The organism is Labrys sp. 22185, assembly GCF_052045555.1.
Taxonomy (GTDB): domain Bacteria; phylum Pseudomonadota; class Alphaproteobacteria; order Rhizobiales; family Labraceae; genus Labrys; species Labrys neptuniae.
The window spans coordinates 322,298-337,636 of the sequence record NZ_JBQEPH010000002.1; the positions used below are offsets into that span (position 1 = coordinate 322,298).

Here is a 15,339-nt window from a genome sequence, read left to right on the forward strand (position 1 = left end):
TTCCCGACATCGTTTCTTGCCAGCAAAGGAGCGGTGTTCAGGAGAAGACCATGATCGAGACCGGAAACACGGCAGCCGCAAAATTCGATACCGGAAGGGCCGCAGAATATGCGGTCCAGAGCCGCATAGCCCTGGCGGGCTACGATGCCTGCCACGAACTCGCCGCCTGCCTGCTCGCCGCCGACCTCGGCCCGGGCCGCGCCGCGCGGATTCTCGTGGCGGGAGCGGGCGGTACCGCCCAGGAAATCCTCTCGGCGGCCCGCCTCGAGCCGCTTTGGCACTTTTCCGCCGTGGATCCATCCGCCGCCATGCTCGAACTCGCCATGGCGGCGGTTGGCGAAGCAGGCCTGGCGGCACGAACGACGCCCGTGCTGGGCGAGGTTGCGGATCTGCCGGAAGAGCCGATCTACGATGCCGCGACCCTGATCGGCGTGTTGCATCACCTGCCCGGCCTCCCTGCCAAGCAGGCCGTTCTCGCGGCATTGGCAGCCCGCCTCAAGGCTGGGGCGCCGCTCATCCTGGCCGGCAACCGGCATGCCTATGCCAGCAAGCCGCTCTTTCTCGCCGCCTGGGGCGAGCGCTGGCGCATGCATGGCGCGTCGTCCAACGAGATCGCTGCTAAGCTCGGTAAGATCCGGCAGGGCGCCGATCCGCCCGCTTCCGACCAGGAGGTCGCTCGATTGTTGACCCAGGCCGGTTTCGAGGAACCCACCTTGTTCTTCTCGAGCCTGTTCTGGGGCGGCTGGATCACGCATCGACGCGCCTGAGGCAACGCCTGGGGAGCAAGCCGGCCTTCTTCCGAAGCCGTGGCGGCGGCGCATTGCCAGGGGCATGCCGCGTGATCTTCATTCGGTCGCATTCTTCTGTAGATTCGGCGGTCAATCTGCGGAAATTGCCGGAGTTGACCATGAAGATCCCCGCCATCGCTGCCGGCGCACTGCTCCTGCTGACCAGTGCCGCTTTCGCCGACGGGCTTGCTCCCAAGACGAATAAATTCGCGCCGCCGCCCCTGGATTCCAAGAAAGCGTCCGGTCCCCACGACTGGACGGGGTTCTATGTCGGCGGCCACGCCGGCCTGTCCCAGGGGCAGTCGAAATGGAGCACGGATGGTGCCAGCCGGTCGTCTTCGGACCTCGGCTCCACCTTCGGGGCGCATGCGGGCTATAATTACCAGTTCAACCGCGGGGTCGTATTCGGAGGCGAAACCGACGTTTCTCGCTGAACGGCTGTTCGGAACGCAAACCGGGCCTGGTTGCCGCGATGACGATGCCGAGGCAGACCAAGCCGAGACCCGCCGCAAAGTTCCAGCCCAGCCTTTCTCCGAGAAACACCTCCCCCGCCAGGCTGGCTGTGATCGGATTGACGGCCACCGCGATCGCCACCAGCGTCGGCGTCGTATGGGTCACCGCGAAAGACCACAGGAAGAAGACCAGCGCGCTGCCGATGATGCCGAGATAGGCGGCAGCCAGCCAGGCTTCCGGCGCAAGCCCGCGCACATTCGCCAATCCTCCGCCGATCGCCGCCACCGAAACGAGGCAAAGCGCCCCGATTCCCATCGCCATCAGAGTGAAACGAACCGGCCCTGACCGGGCGACAAAAGGCCGGGACCAGATCGTGTAGAGTGCCATCACCAGCGCCGCTCCGAGCATCAGGAGGTCGCCGCGCCAGGCGCCCGGCGGTGCCGTGGAGAGGCCCGAGAGCAGCGCCAGCGCCACACCGGTCATGGTGACCAGCACGCCCAGGACCTTGCGTCCCGTCATGGTCTCGGCGCGCAAGGCCGAGGCCGCCAGCATGGTCAGCACCGGCAGGGCCGAAAGCGCAATGGCGCCACGTGCCGCCGTGGTGAAATAGAGCGCGGCATTGAACAGGATCGGAAACAGCCCGAAGAACAGAACGCCCAGCCCGGCCACGCCCGGCCAGTCGCGGCGCGTCGGCCAGGCTTCGCGGCGCAGGCACGCCACCGGCAGCAGGAACACGAAGCCAAGGCCGAAGCGCAATGCGCCCAACGTGATCGGGTCGATCGCCTTCGAGAGCGAGCGTGTGGCGACCACGGCAGTGCCTCCGATACCGCTCGAAAGGACAGCCGCCAGAACACCCCACATCGCCCCTGCCCCATCTCGATCGTCGCGGGAACAGGCTAGCGGAGGCTGGGTTCTCGAGGGAATTGCATTTTGTTGATGAACGCTATCACGATGCGTGATGACCGATTGGCAGCAGCGGCTTGATCCAGGGGGCGATCCAAGGGGATTGGGTGAGTCAGCCGCCGCCGGCCCGTTGGACACTCAGTACCGAATGATTTCCTTCCGGCAGGCTTCCGTAAAGCCATACAAGAGATCGGATTCTCGAAGAGAGTTGGCGTTGAAGTGAGAAAAGTCCACTTTCTCCGACGAATATCTTTTGACGATCAGTTGCAAGACCTCTTCGGCCCTCGCGATGACCTCATCTCCCGAAAACAGTTTCATACGATTTTTAATGGAATAGAGCTTAACCAGTTTCGTTGTGTCGGTTAAATTGTTTTCCATGGCATCGCCGTATACTTTCGATGCCTCGTCAATGAATTCTCCGAATATTCTTTCGCGCCGTGACATTTCATTGGATAGACGCTGAACCCTTTGCTGATAGCTCTGATTGAGCCAAGTGGTGGCAAAGGAGGCGAACGCTCCGATGCTCGATCCGGCAAGAGCCGCCAAAGCCGATAAATATGCTCCGTCCATGGCTTTCCTTTCCAGAAATTCAGCCGTCTCGACGAGTTTATCCCGAGTTCCGAACGAATTATCAAGGCGGCTTCCTTACCCTATGGAAGGTGGAATGAGGAAATCCCAGCTGTCCGGGGCACAAGGAGGCCTCCTCTGCTCATCGCCGTCATGCAGGCGTAGAGGCCCGGCGGAACGGATCTTTGAGTCACGACCTCCCACGCACTGCCGGCAAAAGGGGCCATGTACCTCGATAGGCAGAGGGTGCTCATAAGGAAATTGCATTTCAGCCAGGAACATCATCATGATGTGTGATGACATTGCCGATGCTCGATCCTGATCTCCTGCGAGCCTTCCTGGCCGTGGCCGATCACCGCTCCTTCACGCGCGCGGCTAATCGGCTCAATCGTACCCAGTCGGCCGTGAGCATGCAGATCAGGCGCCTGGAAATGCGGTTGGCAACCGAGTTGTTCCGCCGCAACACCACCACGGTCGAGCTGACCCTGGCCGGCGAAAGCCTGGTCACCTATGCACGGCGTATCCTCGCCTTGAATGAGGAGGCGGTCGGCAAGCTTCGCGAGCATCGGCTGGAGGGCCGTGTGCGCCTTGGCGTGATGGATGATTACGGGAGCCACGTTCTGCCCGCCGTGCTGGCACGTTTTCTCGCGCTCTATCCCCGCATTCACGTCGAGATGGAAACCGGCCTGACCGGCCCCATGCTCAGCCGTATCGGCGAAAGCTATGAGCTTGTCATCGCCATGCATGGCGAGGGTTGCGAGAGCGGGGAATTGCTGCGGTTCGAACGACCGGTATGGGCAGGCAGTGCGGAGCACCGGGCCTGGCTGCTCGATCCTCTCCCCGTGGCGCTCTATCCGCCGGGCTGCCTTTTCCGCAAATGGGCGATCGAGGCCCTCGACGCTTCGGAGCGGCCATGGCGACTGGCCTTCGTGTCGCATAATCTGGCGACGGTGGAAGCCATTGCGACCCAGGGGCTGGCGGTCACGGTGGTGAAATCGAGTTTTCTGCCGCGCAGCTTGCGTGGCCTGTCCCCGAGGGACAGGTTGCCAGCCTTGCCCGGCGCCGAGATCCGGCTTCACGTCGCGCCGGATCCAACGCGGGCGGGCATCATGCTGGCAGATCACCTGCGTGAAGCCTTCGCTGCGATGCCGGATGAACTGGCGATCAACCTCTAGGCTCCTTGAGATTTTACGCTGCGCGGGCCGCCGAGGCACGCAGGCCCGACAGTGGCGCATCATAGTCGATGTCGGGACCGAGAGGCACGATGCGGCTCGGATTGATCCAGGGATGGCTGGCATAATAATGCCCCTTGATATGATCCATGGCGATAGTCGGCCGGATCAGCGGATGCTGATGAAGCATCCGCGTATAGTCCCAAAGCGCCGGGTAGCCGGCGATCATGCGCCGATTGCATTTGAAGTGGCCATGATAGACCGGGTCGAAGCGCAGCAATGTCGTGAACAGCCGGATGTCGGCCTCCGTCATGCGCCCGCCCAGCAGGAAGGCCTGGCCTTCGAGCCGATGCTCGAGCCAATCCAGGGTCTCGAAGACGCCCCGTGCGGCCTCCTCATAGGCGGCCTGCGTGGTGGCGAAGCCTGCCTTGTAGACACCGTTGTTCAAGCTTTCATAGATGCGCTCGTTGAGGGCGTCGATCTCGGTGCGGAGCTCGCTCGGATAGAAGTCGCCCGGCCTCGCCCCGATGCCATCGAAGGCCGAATTGAACATGCGGATGATCTCGGCGGATTCGTTGGAAACGATGCGCCGGGTCTGCTTGTCCCACAGGACGGGCACGGTGACGCGCGTGGTGGCCCGGGGATCGCCCAGTGTATAGAGTTGGTGAAGCCTGGTTGCGCCGTTCACGCTGTCCGGCACCACGCCCGGTCCGGGCTCGAAGGTCCAGCCCTCTTCTCCCATCAGCCAGTTGACGATGGAGATGTCGATCAATGTCTCCAGCCCCTTCAAGCTGCGCATGATCAGGGTGCGATGCGCCCAGGGACAGGCCAGCGAGACATAGAGGTGATAGCGTCCGGCCTCGGGCTTGAAAGGCGTGTCCGCCTGGTAGGAGATCCAGTTGCGATAGACGGAGGGCGGGCGCCTCAGCCGGCCGTCGGCCGTCAGCTTTGCCGAGGTGGTACGATGCCATTGCCCGTCGATCAACTCGCCCATGATACAGCCTCGCGCTTGTCCAATCCGCCCCTGGCAATGAGCAGGCGGCGCCGGTGGAGACAATGCTGGCACGGGGCGATCCAGCTGAATAGTCGAGTTCCGTAGAACCTATCTATCGATGAAATCGATAAGAGGGATCCCGCAAGCTGGCCAGCAGCGGCATCTGGCAAACATGATCGCGGGCGATCTCGCATTGCCGGCACGCCAATATCGTCGGCCTTCGCCAGTTCCGTTCGGGTTGCAGGAGGCGATCCTCGACCTCGCTTCCCAACGACCGGCGCAGCTTGTTATTCGATCCGAGAAGCGCCGCCGGGGCGCCCCTCAGGCACGGTATCGCCAAGGCGTTCCTATTTGCGTGAAACCAGTGCGGCCGTCACGCCCAGGCCGATGAAGGACAGGCCGGCGAACCAGCGCTGGAAGCGCAGGAAGCGGCGGCTGCGGCGCAGGAAATCCCCGGCGGTGCCCGCCGCCACCGCGAACATGGCATCGCTCAGCATGCCGAGCCCCATGAAGGTGAAGCCGAGCACCAGGATCTGCCAGTGCAGGGCGCCGCGCGCCGGATCGACGAATTGCGGCAGGAACGCCAGGAAGAAGATCGCCGTCTTCGGGTTGAACAGATTGACGATGAAGCCTTCCTGAAAGAGCCGGTGCAGCGGCTTGCTCGACTTGGCCGAGATCTCCGGCGGCAGGTCCGGCGCCATCAGCGTGCGGACGCCGATCCAGATCAGATAGGCCGCGCCCAGATATTTGACTACGGAAAAGGCCAGGGTCGAGGAGACGATCAAGGCCGAAAGCCCAACCGCCGCAGCGACGATATGGACGATGGTGCCCAGATGAATGCCGAGGACGGAAACCAGGCCTGCGACCTTGCCGCGTTCGACCGAGCGCGCCACGATGAACAGCACCGCCGGTCCAGGTGTCAGCAGCAGCGTGACCGATGCGAGAACGAACAGTCCCCAGAGTGTCGGATCAGGCATGGATCGCTCCTCGTCATTTTTCGCCGCGGAGCAAGCCACAAGGCCGGGGCCAAGGCAAGAACCGTATCGAAGTTGCTCTCTCGGCGAGCGTTCTTCCCCTTGTCGAAGGCGTTTTATGCTGGAATATTGCCATCGACTCGCCCGACCTTGTCGTGCCGGCAATGCCTGACGCTGGGGCTCCCCGATGAAGCTGTCCGCCTGCACCGCTCTCCTCCTCCTGCCGCTGCTGGGCACCTCTGTCCTGGCAGAGGAATTCGCACTGCCGGATCTGACGGTGGAGCAACCCCGACACAAGAAACCGGCGCCTGTGGCCGCCAAGGCGCCCGCTTTGGGAAATCCCGCCTCACAATGGGCTCCGGATGCCCAGGACAAGGCATCCAAGGCCTTCACGGCTCGCCCGGATATTTGCGATGGCTGCGAGCTCAAGCTCAACGCGCGCCAAGTCACTCGGGAAGATCGGCTTCGACGTCCGTTTGAGACGTTCGAGTGAGAGGTATTCCAGTGAGAGGCCCCTTGCCGGTTGGCCGGAGGTGGCATGGCGCGTGAGCTCTGGCTGATCCGCCATGGCGAAAGCACGGCCAATGCCGGCGCTGCGAGCAAGGACGCCTCATCGGCTCCGCTTACCGAAACCGGCTGGCTGCAGGCCCGTGAAGTGGCGGCCAGGTTCGAACGTGCCCCGGAATTGATCGTGGTGTCACCCTATCTGCGCGCGCGCCAGACGGCCGCGCCAACGGCGGAACGTTTCGCGGCGGTGACGATCGAAACCTGGCCTGTGCAGGAGTTCACCTATCTGTCGCCCGTTCGCTGCGCGAACACCACGATGGAGCAGCGCCGCCCGCTGGTGGACGCCTATTGGCGCCTCGCCGATCCCGAGCGGGTCGACGGTCCGGGCGCCGAATCCTTCGCCCGGATGCTGGAGCGTGTCAGGGCCACGGCCCGCCATATCGAAGCGCTCGGGCTCGATCGCATCGCCATTTTCACGCATGGCCACATCATGCAGGCCTGGCGCCTGCTGGCCGAACATCCCGACGCGAGCGACAGGACGGACATGAAACGCTATTTCAGGGCCTTCCTGGGCCTGCCCATCGAGAATGGCGAATGGATGTCCGCGGACGCCTATGCCCGCGTGGCACGGAGCTAGAAGCTCGATCCGGTTCGGTTGCTTTATCGACTGGATATACCTGAAATTGCCAAGGCGCGCTCGTCATTGCACGGCGCGCCTTGGACAGGACGATCAGGCCGTCGCGGTGACCTGGATCTCGACCAGCAGTTCCGGCGTGGCCAGGCGGGCTTCCACAGTGGCGCGGACAGGCAGGTTGTTCATGTCGACCCACTTGTCCCAGACGGCATTCATCTGGCCGAAATGAGCGATGTCGCGCAGCCAGATGCTGGCCGTGAGCAGGTTTGCCTTGGAACTGCCGGCCTCGGCCAGCAGGGCATCGATCTGCGCCAGGATGTCGGCGGTCTGTGCCCTGGTGTCGCCGCTGGTGTCGGCAGCAGTGATGCCGGCGGTGGTGACGATGCCGTTGGCGACGACCGCCTTGCAGAAACGCGCGCCGGGATGGAGACGCTTGACCATGGGAGTGTCCTTCCTTGAAAAGTCGGGGCCCTCCTCTACAGCATCGAATCCGATTCAGGAATCGCATCCGCCGCGGAAACACTTCCCTGCGATCTTGAGGGATGAACTGGCCGAACGCCTCGCTGTTTCCTACATCTCCTGTTAAGGCCGCTTGTTGCCAAATATTGGCCTGTTCATCCGCATGAGGCGTTCACGATGTCCCTCACCCCTTCCCTCAGCCGCGCCGCCCGCGCTCTCCTGGATTTCGAAATTGCCGATCTGGTGAAACGGTCCGGTGTGCCGAAAGTCATCATCGCCGAGTTTGAAAAGGGCGGACGGGTACCGCAGAGGCAGGACCTGGCGGCCATGCGCCTTGCCTTTGAAGAAGCGGGCATCCAGTTCCTCGACGACGATGGCAGCGGGCCGGGCCTGCGCCTGCGCCGCGGGGCGCGCCAATCCGGCCTTCGGCCGGAGGAGCTCACTTCCGAAAACGACGATTGAGCCATTGATCGCCAACTCGGCGCAAAGGCCGGGCTGAGACGGCAGGGCGATAGGTCTGTTCCCGAGTCACGTGCGGAACAGACGGCCATGTGGAGGCATGACAGAAGGAGAGCAAGCAAGGTCGCAGGTTCGGCAGCCGTCAGGAAATCGCTTCACCGAAATCGCCGCACCCCGATGACTGGGACATTTCGATTGAGACACATTGCTTTGACGTCTTCCTCCTCCGCCCCGCCCGTCGATATCCGCCGCGCCGTCATGGCGATCATTGAAATGGATGGCGAGGATGCGCTGGCGCAATTGCGCCGACACTTCCCCAATGCCACGATCTTCCTGCTGACGGCCCAGCCGGGCGGTGTGGACGGCAAGCTGGTTTCGGCCGAGCAGGTGGTCTCGGCACTCGAGACCTGGGCTGGCCCGGACCAGACCCTGCACCTGAACCCGGTGCTCACCCCACGCCAGCAGGACATCCTGGACCTGATCGTCCAGGGCAAGTCGAACAAGGAGATCGCCCGGGCGCTGGCCATCTCCCCCTTCACGGTGCGTAACCATGTCTCGCTGCTACTGCGCGTCCTCAATGTTGCCTCGCGAGAGGAGGCTGCGAGCAAGGCCGCCGAAGGTACGGCCTTGCGCCAGTGACCGCAGGAGCAAATAGCGCCTCGGTCGATGCGCTATTTGCCCTGGGGCCCTATCACTGCGACTTGGCGGCGTCGGGCAATGGTTCCATGCTCGGCAACATATAGCCCGAGATCACACTTCCCGTGAGTTCGCCGCCCCGGCATTCGAGGGTGGTGTCTTCATAGCTGAAAGTCGTCTCGATGACGCCCTTTTGGCGGTCGGTGACGCGGAACTGGTTGCCGACACGAGCCTGGTAGCGTGCGTTTTGCTCCCCGACACGCACAATGCCGTCGCCGTCGACCAGTTTCTGGCGCGTACGGTTTTCGCCATCGGCAACCGCTCCCTCGGCCACTCCCGCCATATCGGCCCTCTGAACGGCCTTCAAATGCTCGAGGCAGGTCTCGAAGTCAGCGAAATGTTGGGCCGGAACTGGACGCGGCGGCAATTGTCCGCTCGCAAGGACGGAAGTGGCCGACAATCCGCCTGCAAGACCTGCAAGCAGGATGGCACCGATCCGTCTGAGTTGGCAGTGAAGAGAAGCCATGGGTTCATTCTCGGGCTTTGATCGCATCGGCGGGAGTATGCCGATGGGTGGATGGAAGCAACCACTCTTGCCGCTCGTTCTTTCGCTTGGCGATTTCCCAGGAAACAAGGAACTGGCCGAACTCCGCCAGACCAGAGAAAACGGGTCGCGATCGGACCATGTGCGGACAACAAGAACCTCCCAAACGAATTGGAGGTTCAAGACATGAAATCTACACTCGAAAACAAGGTCGCCATCGTCACCGGAGCCAGTTCTGGCATCGGCGAAGCATCGGCGCGCCTGTTTGCCGCCGAGGGTGCAGCGGTCGTCCTGTCAGGGCGTCGCCGGGATGCTCTCGACAAGGTCGCCGCCGAAATCAAGGCGGCCGGCGGAAAGGCCATACCGATGACCGGTAACATCCAGGACGAAGACCACCAGATAGCCCTGGTCGAGGCCGCCCAGCGGCATTTCGGCGGGCTCGACATCGCCTTCAACAATGCCGGCACCACCGGCGACATAGTGCCGCTGACCGAAATCTCCCTTGAAAGCTGGCGCGATACGCTCGAGGTCAACCTGACCAGCGCCTTCCTCGCGGCCCGGCACCAGCTTCCCGCCATGCTGTCGCGCGGCGGTGGCGCCCTGGTGTTCACCTCGACCTTTGTCGGCCATACCGTCGGCTTTCCCGGCATGGCCGCCTATGCCGCCAGCAAGGCCGGCCTGATCGGCCTCACCCAGGTGATTGCCGCCGAATACAGCGCCAAGGGCATTCGGGCCAATGCGCTTCTGCCTGGCGGCACCGATACGCCAATGGGACGGAGCGTCTCCAACACGCCGGAAGCGCGCGCCTTCGTCGAAGGGTTGCATGCCCTCAAGCGCCTGGCCACCCCCGAGGAGATCGCCCGTTCCGCGCTCTATCTGGTCTCGGACCTGTCGAGTTTCGTGACGGGAACGGCCCTGCTGGTCGACGGCGGTGTTTCGATTACCAGGACCTAGCCCTGAAGTAGCGCTTGCAGGAGGGAGCACAGGATGTGCGGCGTGTCAGAGCCGCTGGCTGACACGCCCATCCTTCGAGAGGACGTTTTCAAGCTGCAATCGTCATTGCAATTGCGCTGGCGTTGCTTCCGTCATTGCAAGCGCAATGTCTTGGCCAAGTCACTGCCACGGCGTCAGGCGCCTTCGATGAAAGCACGCCGGCGCACGATCTCGGCAGCGAGGAAATCGAGGAACGCCCGGATGCGCGGGGCATCGCGCAGATCGGGATGGGTGAGCAGCCAGAGGTCCGCCCCGAACTCCGGATTGACCGGTCCAATACGCCGCAGCCCCGGCCGGGTTCCGGCGATGAAACAGGGCAGATGACCAATGCCGATGCCCGCCTCGACGGCTTCCGCGAGGCCGAGCACGGAGTTGACGCGATAGACGATACGCTCCGGCGCGATGTGAGACTTGACGTAGCGCACCGCCTTGAGCGTGGCGAGATTGTCGCCGAGCGCCACCCAGCGCCGGCGATGCAGTGTCTCCAGATCCGGCAGGCCGGGCTCGGGGAAATCCTCCACCCTGCCATAGAGCGCCCAGCCGATGCGGGCGACGCGTCGGCCGACCAGTGTGTCCGGCGGTGCGTCGGAGGCACGGATGGCGATATCGGCGTCCCGCTTGGACAAATTCAACGCGGCATTCGACAGGATCATGTCGAGCCGCATGCCCGGATAAGCTTCTGTGAACCGGGCGAGGAGCGGCGTCAGCAATTCGACGAGCAAGGTGTCGTTGGTGGTTATGCGCAGTTCGCCGGCAAGGTCGAGTTCGCTGCCGGCAAGCCTGCGCAGGACCGAGACGATATCCTCGTCGACGCGGTCGGCCAGCCCCGCCACTTCCTCGCCCGCCGAAGTCAGCGTGTAGCCCGTACGGTGTTTTTCGAACAGGGGGACGCCCAGCGTCTGTTCGATCTGGCGCAATCGCCGGAAGGCCGTCGAATGGTCGATGCCGATGCGCGCGGCTGCTGCCGGCAGATTCCTCGTATCGGCGATCGCCTTCACCAGACGCAAATCGTCCCAGGCCAAATTCGGAAAACCGTCCCCCACCACAAATTCCCTGGCACACCTTCAACCCATTTCCCAGCTATATTACGTTTCGCTTCGACAATTCAATAGCGCCGCGCCCAACCATTTCATTGCGCCAGCGCAATGGCAATTCCTGCCCTATCGGACCTATCTCATTGGCGAGGGAACCGGCGTTCCCAACCGAAAGGAGTTTCGCCATGAGCGGCAAAGGCATCCATCACGTCACGGCCATTGCAGGCCCCGCCCAGCGCAATCTCGATTTCTACACCCGCATACTTGGCCTTCGCCTGGTCAAGAAGACCGTGAATTTCGACGATCCCGGCACCTATCATCTCTATTATGGCGACGAAGCCGGCCATCCGGGCAGCATCCTGACCTTCTTTCCCTGGGAGCATGTCGCGCCAGGCCGTATCGGCCTCGGCGAGACGCAGGAAACCGTGTTTCGGGTGCCGGAAGGCTCGATCGACTACTGGACGCGGCGCTTCGTCGAGAACGGCGTTGCCCATCAGCCGCTGACCCGTCGCTTTGGCGAGCCGCTGCTGTCCTTCCAGGACCCGGACGGCATGCGCCTTGCGCTCGTCGCCGTGCCCGGCATTGAGAACGAAGCTGGATGGAACGGTGCCGGCATACCCGCCGATGCCGCCATCCGCGGATTCCATGGTGTCAACCTCCTGCTGGCGCAGGCAGCTCCGACCGGCGCCATCCTCACCGATGTCTTCGGCTTCAGCGAGGTCGGGCGCGAGGGCAGCCTGGTGCGATATAGCGTGCCAGACGGTGGAGCCGGCAGCATCGTCGATATCAATGAGGCAGGCGGTTACCTGCCCGCCCGCCTCGGTGGCGGCTCGGTGCATCACATCGCCTTTCGCGCAGCCGATGATGCCGAGGAGGCTGCAATGGTGCGCAAGCTTGCCGAGAACCACCGCATCCACACCACGGAGCAGAAGGACCGCAACTATTTCCGCTCGGTCTATTTCCGGGAACCCGGCCATGTCCTGTTCGAGATCGCGACCGATGTCCCCGGCTTTGCCGTGGACGAGCCGGCGTCGACGCTCGGCGAAGCCCTGAAACTGCCTTCCTTCCTCGAAGCCCGTCGTTCGGCCCTGGAAGCCACCCTGCCACGCCTCGAGCCAAGCGCGACCTAAAGCACTTTTCCCGCGACGCCCTGTCTCGATAGGGCAGGAGCGCCGCACATCCCCCATCACCCTCGATCGAGGAGGCAATCGCCATGACCACGACAACCCAATTGTCGCATATCCACCGCTTCGTTCCCGGACGGGACACGAAGCGCCCGCCTCTCCTGCTGCTGCACGGCACCGGCGGCGACGAGAACGATCTCATCGGCCTGGGCGAACTGGTCGCGCCCGGCAGCGCCCTCATCTCCCCGCGCGGCAAGGTATTGGAAGCCGGCATGCCCCGGTTTTTCCGGCGCCTGAGCGAAGGCGTGTTCGATGAAGAGGATCTGCGCCGGCGGGCCGCCGAGCTGGCTAGCTTCATTGCGGAGGCACGTGAGGCTTACGGCCTCGGGGCGCCGGTCGCATTGGGCTTTTCCAATGGTGCCAATATCGCCGCGGCTCTCTTGCTGCTGCACCCGCAGGCCCTGGCCGGGGCAGCGCTGCTCCGACCGATGACGCCCTTGCGATCGGCCCCGCCGGCGAATTTGGCGGGCAAGCCGGTGCTGATGCTTTCCGGTGCGGCCGATCCGATCGTCCCGTCTGCCAATGCCGGCACGTTGGCCGAACTTCTCAAGGAGCGCGGTGCAGCCGTGCGCCACGAGGTCCTTCCGGCCGGCCATGGCCTGACGCAGGCCGATGTCGCACAAACCAAAGCCTGGCTTGCGGACTTGTAGTGGCTTGGTAGGGGCCGTTTTCCGGAGGCGTGGTCATTCGCGCCTCCGGAAGTGCCGCGTCTGTCCGGCTGCTCAATCGTGAACCGGATAAGGTCCTTCCGAAAAATCCCTGTCGTGATAGCCCTTGCTGCCGACCTCGCTGGCGAGCGGGCTGCGGAAATCCCGGCCTTCGCGCAGACAGTCGAGCATATGCCGGAAATCGTAGCATGGTCGCCAATCGAGCTCGGCCCGTGCCTGGGCGTTGACATAGACCCGGTCGACCTCGGGAAACAGGCTCCAGCCCCGGGCAGCATAGAGCTCGGCGCAATCGGGAAACAGGCGATGCACGAGCCCCGGCGCATCCGCCCGCAGCGCCGCGCAATCCGCCGGCCCGAAAGGCGTCGTCGCCGAGACGATGTAGCGGCCGAAGCCCAGCGAGGGCGCCCTCTTCGCCGCCGCCAGATGGGCATCGACCACATCCTGGATGTCGCAGCGCCGGTTGAGCAATTCGTTGGCCTGGGCGTTGTCGGTGCCGTAACGCTGCCTCATCTCAGCATCGTCATCGGCTTCCGGGAAGAAGCGCGAGGTGCGCAGCACGATGACGGGCAGGCGATGACGTCGGGCAAAGAGCTCGCACAGCGTCTCCGCCGCGACCTTGCTGGCGCCATAGATGTTCTTGGGGATCGGGATAACGTCCTCGGTGATCCAGGCCGCCGGTTCGCCCGCTGCCGGCGTCAGGGCCGAGCCAAAGGTGCTGGTCGTGCTGGTGAAGACGAAGGATTCGACGCTGGCGGCTGAGGCAGCCTCGAGCAGCGCGAGCGTTCCCTGGACATTGACGCCGAGAAAATCCTGATAGGCATGGGTCGCCACATGCGGCTTGTGCAGCGTGGCCGCGTGGAGAACCGAGCGCACACCCGGCAGGAGGCGCTGAACGAAATCGCGATCGCCGATCGAACCCACGGCATCTGTGAAGGGTGAGGCCTTGATGTCGAGCCCGATGGCGGGCCGGCCCGCTATGCGCAAGGTACGCATCAGGGCCTCGCCCAGATGTCCGGCACTGCCCGTTACCAGGATCGTCATCGTGGCCACCCGCCCTTAGCAATTCGGCCTTACGACTAGTGATCGCAGGCTGTCCCGGCCATGCATAAAATATGCAGGGGCGTATCAGCCGATGGTGGTGACCAGCCGTCCAGCCCTGCCATCGGCCAGCGTCACCCGCTCCCATAGAACCAGGCTCGGCTCGATCGGCAGGACGGGGTCGTGATTGGCTCCGGTCTCCAGCGTCAGCGAAGAAAGGCAGCCTTCATGCCAGCCGCGGGCCGCGAGCCCCTCCTCCGCCGCCAGGATGTCATCGGAGGCATAGCGGAGCAGCGACTTGCCGAGCAGTTCGGTCAAATCGGCGTGCCACTCAGCCTGCCGCGGCAGGGAAGCCGCCAGCAGGCGATGACTATGGTCGCAGATCAGGTGAACCTTGGCGCCGGAGGAGGCCACCAGGCGTTTCAAGGCGGCATCTTCGGCTGGCGTCGGGGATACCGCCAGCAGATCCAGGGCGGCCAGCCAGCGCTCCTGCCCCAATGGCGCGCTCCCTCTTTCCCAACGCGAAATGCTGGCCTGGTCGACACCCAGCAATTCGGCGAGGTGGCTCTGCTTGATACCCTTGAGCAGGCGAAGCCGGCGCAGGGCACGCCCCTGCTCGATCGCATTCATCGCTGCAATTTCTCCTTCAGCCCGGCAATGATGAAGCCCAGTCCCCGTTCGAAGGCCGCGTCGGGACCCTCCCGATCGAATGTTTCCATGGCCTCGGCCAGCAAAGGCGACGTCGCTGCCGGAGGAGGCAGGTCAGCGCGCTCGGTCCTGTCCGCCTGCGCCGCCTGCTGCTCCATCACCGAGCCGACCACGAAATAGCTGATGGTCATCAGCGCATAGGTGGTGTCGGCCGGGGTGAACCCGGCCTCGGTCAGGCAACGCAACTGCGCCTCTGCGTTTGCGGTTTCGGCTCCGTTGGGCCTGGTACCCGCATGGATGCGCGCACCGTCGCGATAGGAAAGCAAGGCTTGCCTGAAACTACGGGCATTACCGGTGACGAAGGAACGCCAATCATCTTCGGGCCTCGGCACCGCATGGGTATGCCGTTCGGCGAGCATGGCATGAGCCAGGGCATCGAGCAGCGCCCGCTTGTTCTTGAAATGCCAATAGAGCGCCGGCTGCTGGACGCCGAGATGGTCGGCCAGCCTGCGGGTAGTCAGGCCGTCGACACCGACCTCGTTCAGGAGATCGAGGGCAGCTCGAATGACCTTCTCGCGCTGTAGTTTCGCCATGGCATCCTTCCCTGCACCATCTCGGGAGATTCCATCTCCCGCACGGCGATGCAGTCTTGATACCTACCCCATCGGTCCCGATTCAGTAAGC

Annotated in this window: 20 protein-coding genes; 10 read left to right on the forward strand and 10 right to left on the reverse strand. The window is 63.6% G+C overall.

What is annotated here, in order from left to right:
• The first annotated feature begins 50 nt into the window (after positions 1–50).
• Together ACTJKX_RS06015 and ACTJKX_RS06020 are read left to right on the forward strand one after the other, a co-directional pair.
• Entirely contained in the window at positions 51–767 is a 717-nt protein-coding gene (locus ACTJKX_RS06015) for a methyltransferase (RefSeq protein WP_394309047.1), read from the forward strand.
• A gap of 140 nt (positions 768–907) precedes the next feature.
• Entirely contained in the window at positions 908–1,222 is a 315-nt protein-coding gene (locus ACTJKX_RS06020) for a hypothetical protein (RefSeq protein WP_440724677.1), read from the forward strand.
• On the opposite strand, the gene ACTJKX_RS06025 is transcribed toward ACTJKX_RS06020, so the two are convergent.
• Both ACTJKX_RS06025 and ACTJKX_RS06030 read right to left on the reverse strand, forming a co-directional pair.
• On the reverse strand, positions 1,176–2,051 hold the full coding sequence (locus ACTJKX_RS06025) for a DMT family transporter (protein WP_440724678.1): 876 nt from the start codon (positions 2,049–2,051) through the stop codon (positions 1,176–1,178). The genes ACTJKX_RS06020 and ACTJKX_RS06025 overlap by 47 nt on opposite strands.
• 231 nt (positions 2,052–2,282) lie before the next feature.
• Entirely contained in the window at positions 2,283–2,714 is a 432-nt protein-coding gene (locus tag ACTJKX_RS06030; protein WP_440724679.1) for a hypothetical protein, read from the reverse strand.
• A 293-nt stretch (positions 2,715–3,007) separates the two neighbouring features.
• On the opposite strand from ACTJKX_RS06030, the gene ACTJKX_RS06035 reads away from it, so the two are divergent.
• Complete coding sequence (locus tag ACTJKX_RS06035; protein ID WP_440724680.1) at positions 3,008–3,886, forward strand: LysR family transcriptional regulator; 879 nt, start codon at positions 3,008–3,010, stop codon at positions 3,884–3,886.
• A gap of 13 nt (positions 3,887–3,899) precedes the next feature.
• On the opposite strand, the gene ACTJKX_RS06040 is transcribed toward ACTJKX_RS06035, so the two are convergent.
• Positions 3,900–4,877 (reverse strand): glutathione S-transferase family protein, encoded by a 978-nt coding sequence (locus tag ACTJKX_RS06040; RefSeq protein WP_394309056.1) that lies wholly within the window; start codon positions 4,875–4,877, stop codon positions 3,900–3,902.
• 347 nt (positions 4,878–5,224) lie between these two features.
• Positions 5,225–5,854, reverse strand: a complete 630-nt coding sequence (locus tag ACTJKX_RS06045) for a LysE family translocator (RefSeq protein ID WP_311938335.1) — start codon at positions 5,852–5,854, stop codon at positions 5,225–5,227.
• Between the two features lie 184 nt (positions 5,855–6,038).
• Here ACTJKX_RS06045 and ACTJKX_RS06050 point away from each other — a divergent pair, with 184 nt between their 5' ends.
• Both ACTJKX_RS06050 and ACTJKX_RS06055 read left to right on the forward strand, forming a co-directional pair.
• Entirely contained in the window at positions 6,039–6,344 is a 306-nt protein-coding gene (locus ACTJKX_RS06050; RefSeq protein ID WP_311938334.1) for a hypothetical protein, read from the forward strand.
• A 45-nt stretch (positions 6,345–6,389) separates the two neighbouring features.
• The gene (locus ACTJKX_RS06055) at positions 6,390–6,995 is read left to right on the forward strand and encodes a histidine phosphatase family protein (RefSeq protein ID WP_440724681.1); all 606 of its coding nucleotides are present in this window, start codon (positions 6,390–6,392) and stop codon (positions 6,993–6,995) included.
• 93 nt (positions 6,996–7,088) lie between these two features.
• Here the strand turns inward: ACTJKX_RS06055 and ACTJKX_RS06060 are convergent, their stop codons facing one another.
• Entirely contained in the window at positions 7,089–7,433 is a 345-nt protein-coding gene (locus ACTJKX_RS06060) for a RidA family protein (RefSeq protein ID WP_311938332.1), read from the reverse strand.
• Positions 7,434–7,628: 195 nt separating this feature from the next.
• Here ACTJKX_RS06060 and ACTJKX_RS06065 point away from each other — a divergent pair, with 195 nt between their 5' ends.
• Both ACTJKX_RS06065 and ACTJKX_RS06070 read left to right on the forward strand, forming a co-directional pair.
• On the forward strand, positions 7,629–7,913 hold the full coding sequence (locus ACTJKX_RS06065) for a transcriptional regulator (protein WP_311938331.1): 285 nt from the start codon (positions 7,629–7,631) through the stop codon (positions 7,911–7,913).
• Positions 7,914–8,120: 207 nt separating this feature from the next.
• Positions 8,121–8,549 carry a response regulator transcription factor gene (locus ACTJKX_RS06070; RefSeq protein ID WP_311938330.1) on the forward strand — a complete coding sequence of 143 codons (429 nt, stop codon included), beginning with the start codon at positions 8,121–8,123 and terminating at the stop codon, positions 8,547–8,549.
• A 52-nt stretch (positions 8,550–8,601) separates the two neighbouring features.
• Here the strand turns inward: ACTJKX_RS06070 and ACTJKX_RS06075 are convergent, their stop codons facing one another.
• A complete protein-coding gene (locus ACTJKX_RS06075; protein ID WP_440724682.1) occupies positions 8,602–8,889 on the reverse strand; it encodes a hypothetical protein in 288 nt (95 codons plus the stop codon).
• 387 nt (positions 8,890–9,276) lie between these two features.
• Here ACTJKX_RS06075 and ACTJKX_RS06080 point away from each other — a divergent pair, with 387 nt between their 5' ends.
• The gene (locus ACTJKX_RS06080; RefSeq protein WP_440724683.1) at positions 9,277–10,044 is read left to right on the forward strand and encodes an SDR family oxidoreductase; all 768 of its coding nucleotides are present in this window, start codon (positions 9,277–9,279) and stop codon (positions 10,042–10,044) included.
• A gap of 173 nt (positions 10,045–10,217) precedes the next feature.
• On the opposite strand, the gene ACTJKX_RS06085 is transcribed toward ACTJKX_RS06080, so the two are convergent.
• Positions 10,218–11,126: a LysR family transcriptional regulator gene (locus ACTJKX_RS06085; protein WP_440724684.1), complete on the reverse strand. Its 909-nt coding sequence runs from the start codon at positions 11,124–11,126 to the stop codon at positions 10,218–10,220.
• Between the two features lie 176 nt (positions 11,127–11,302).
• Between ACTJKX_RS06085 and ACTJKX_RS06090 the strand changes: the two genes are divergently transcribed.
• Positions 11,303–12,247: a ring-cleaving dioxygenase gene (locus ACTJKX_RS06090; protein ID WP_440724685.1), complete on the forward strand. Its 945-nt coding sequence runs from the start codon at positions 11,303–11,305 to the stop codon at positions 12,245–12,247.
• Positions 12,248–12,330: 83 nt separating this feature from the next.
• The gene (locus ACTJKX_RS06095; protein ID WP_440724686.1) at positions 12,331–12,951 is read left to right on the forward strand and encodes an alpha/beta hydrolase; all 621 of its coding nucleotides are present in this window, start codon (positions 12,331–12,333) and stop codon (positions 12,949–12,951) included.
• A 72-nt stretch (positions 12,952–13,023) separates the two neighbouring features.
• Here ACTJKX_RS06095 and ACTJKX_RS06100 read toward each other — a convergent pair whose 3' ends face one another.
• The 3 genes from ACTJKX_RS06100 to tetR all read right to left on the reverse strand — a co-directional run bounded on the left by ACTJKX_RS06100 (position 13,024) and on the right by tetR (position 15,248).
• Entirely contained in the window at positions 13,024–14,010 is a 987-nt protein-coding gene (locus ACTJKX_RS06100; protein WP_440724687.1) for an NAD-dependent epimerase/dehydratase family protein, read from the reverse strand.
• A gap of 84 nt (positions 14,011–14,094) precedes the next feature.
• Positions 14,095–14,637 (reverse strand): helix-turn-helix domain-containing protein, encoded by a 543-nt coding sequence (locus tag ACTJKX_RS06105; RefSeq protein WP_394309073.1) that lies wholly within the window; start codon positions 14,635–14,637, stop codon positions 14,095–14,097.
• A complete protein-coding gene (gene tetR / locus ACTJKX_RS06110) occupies positions 14,634–15,248 on the reverse strand; it encodes a tetracycline resistance transcriptional repressor TetR (protein WP_440724688.1) in 615 nt (204 codons plus the stop codon). Before tetR ends, ACTJKX_RS06105 begins: the two co-directional genes overlap by 4 nt.
• Positions 15,249–15,339: the final 91 nt, after the last annotated feature.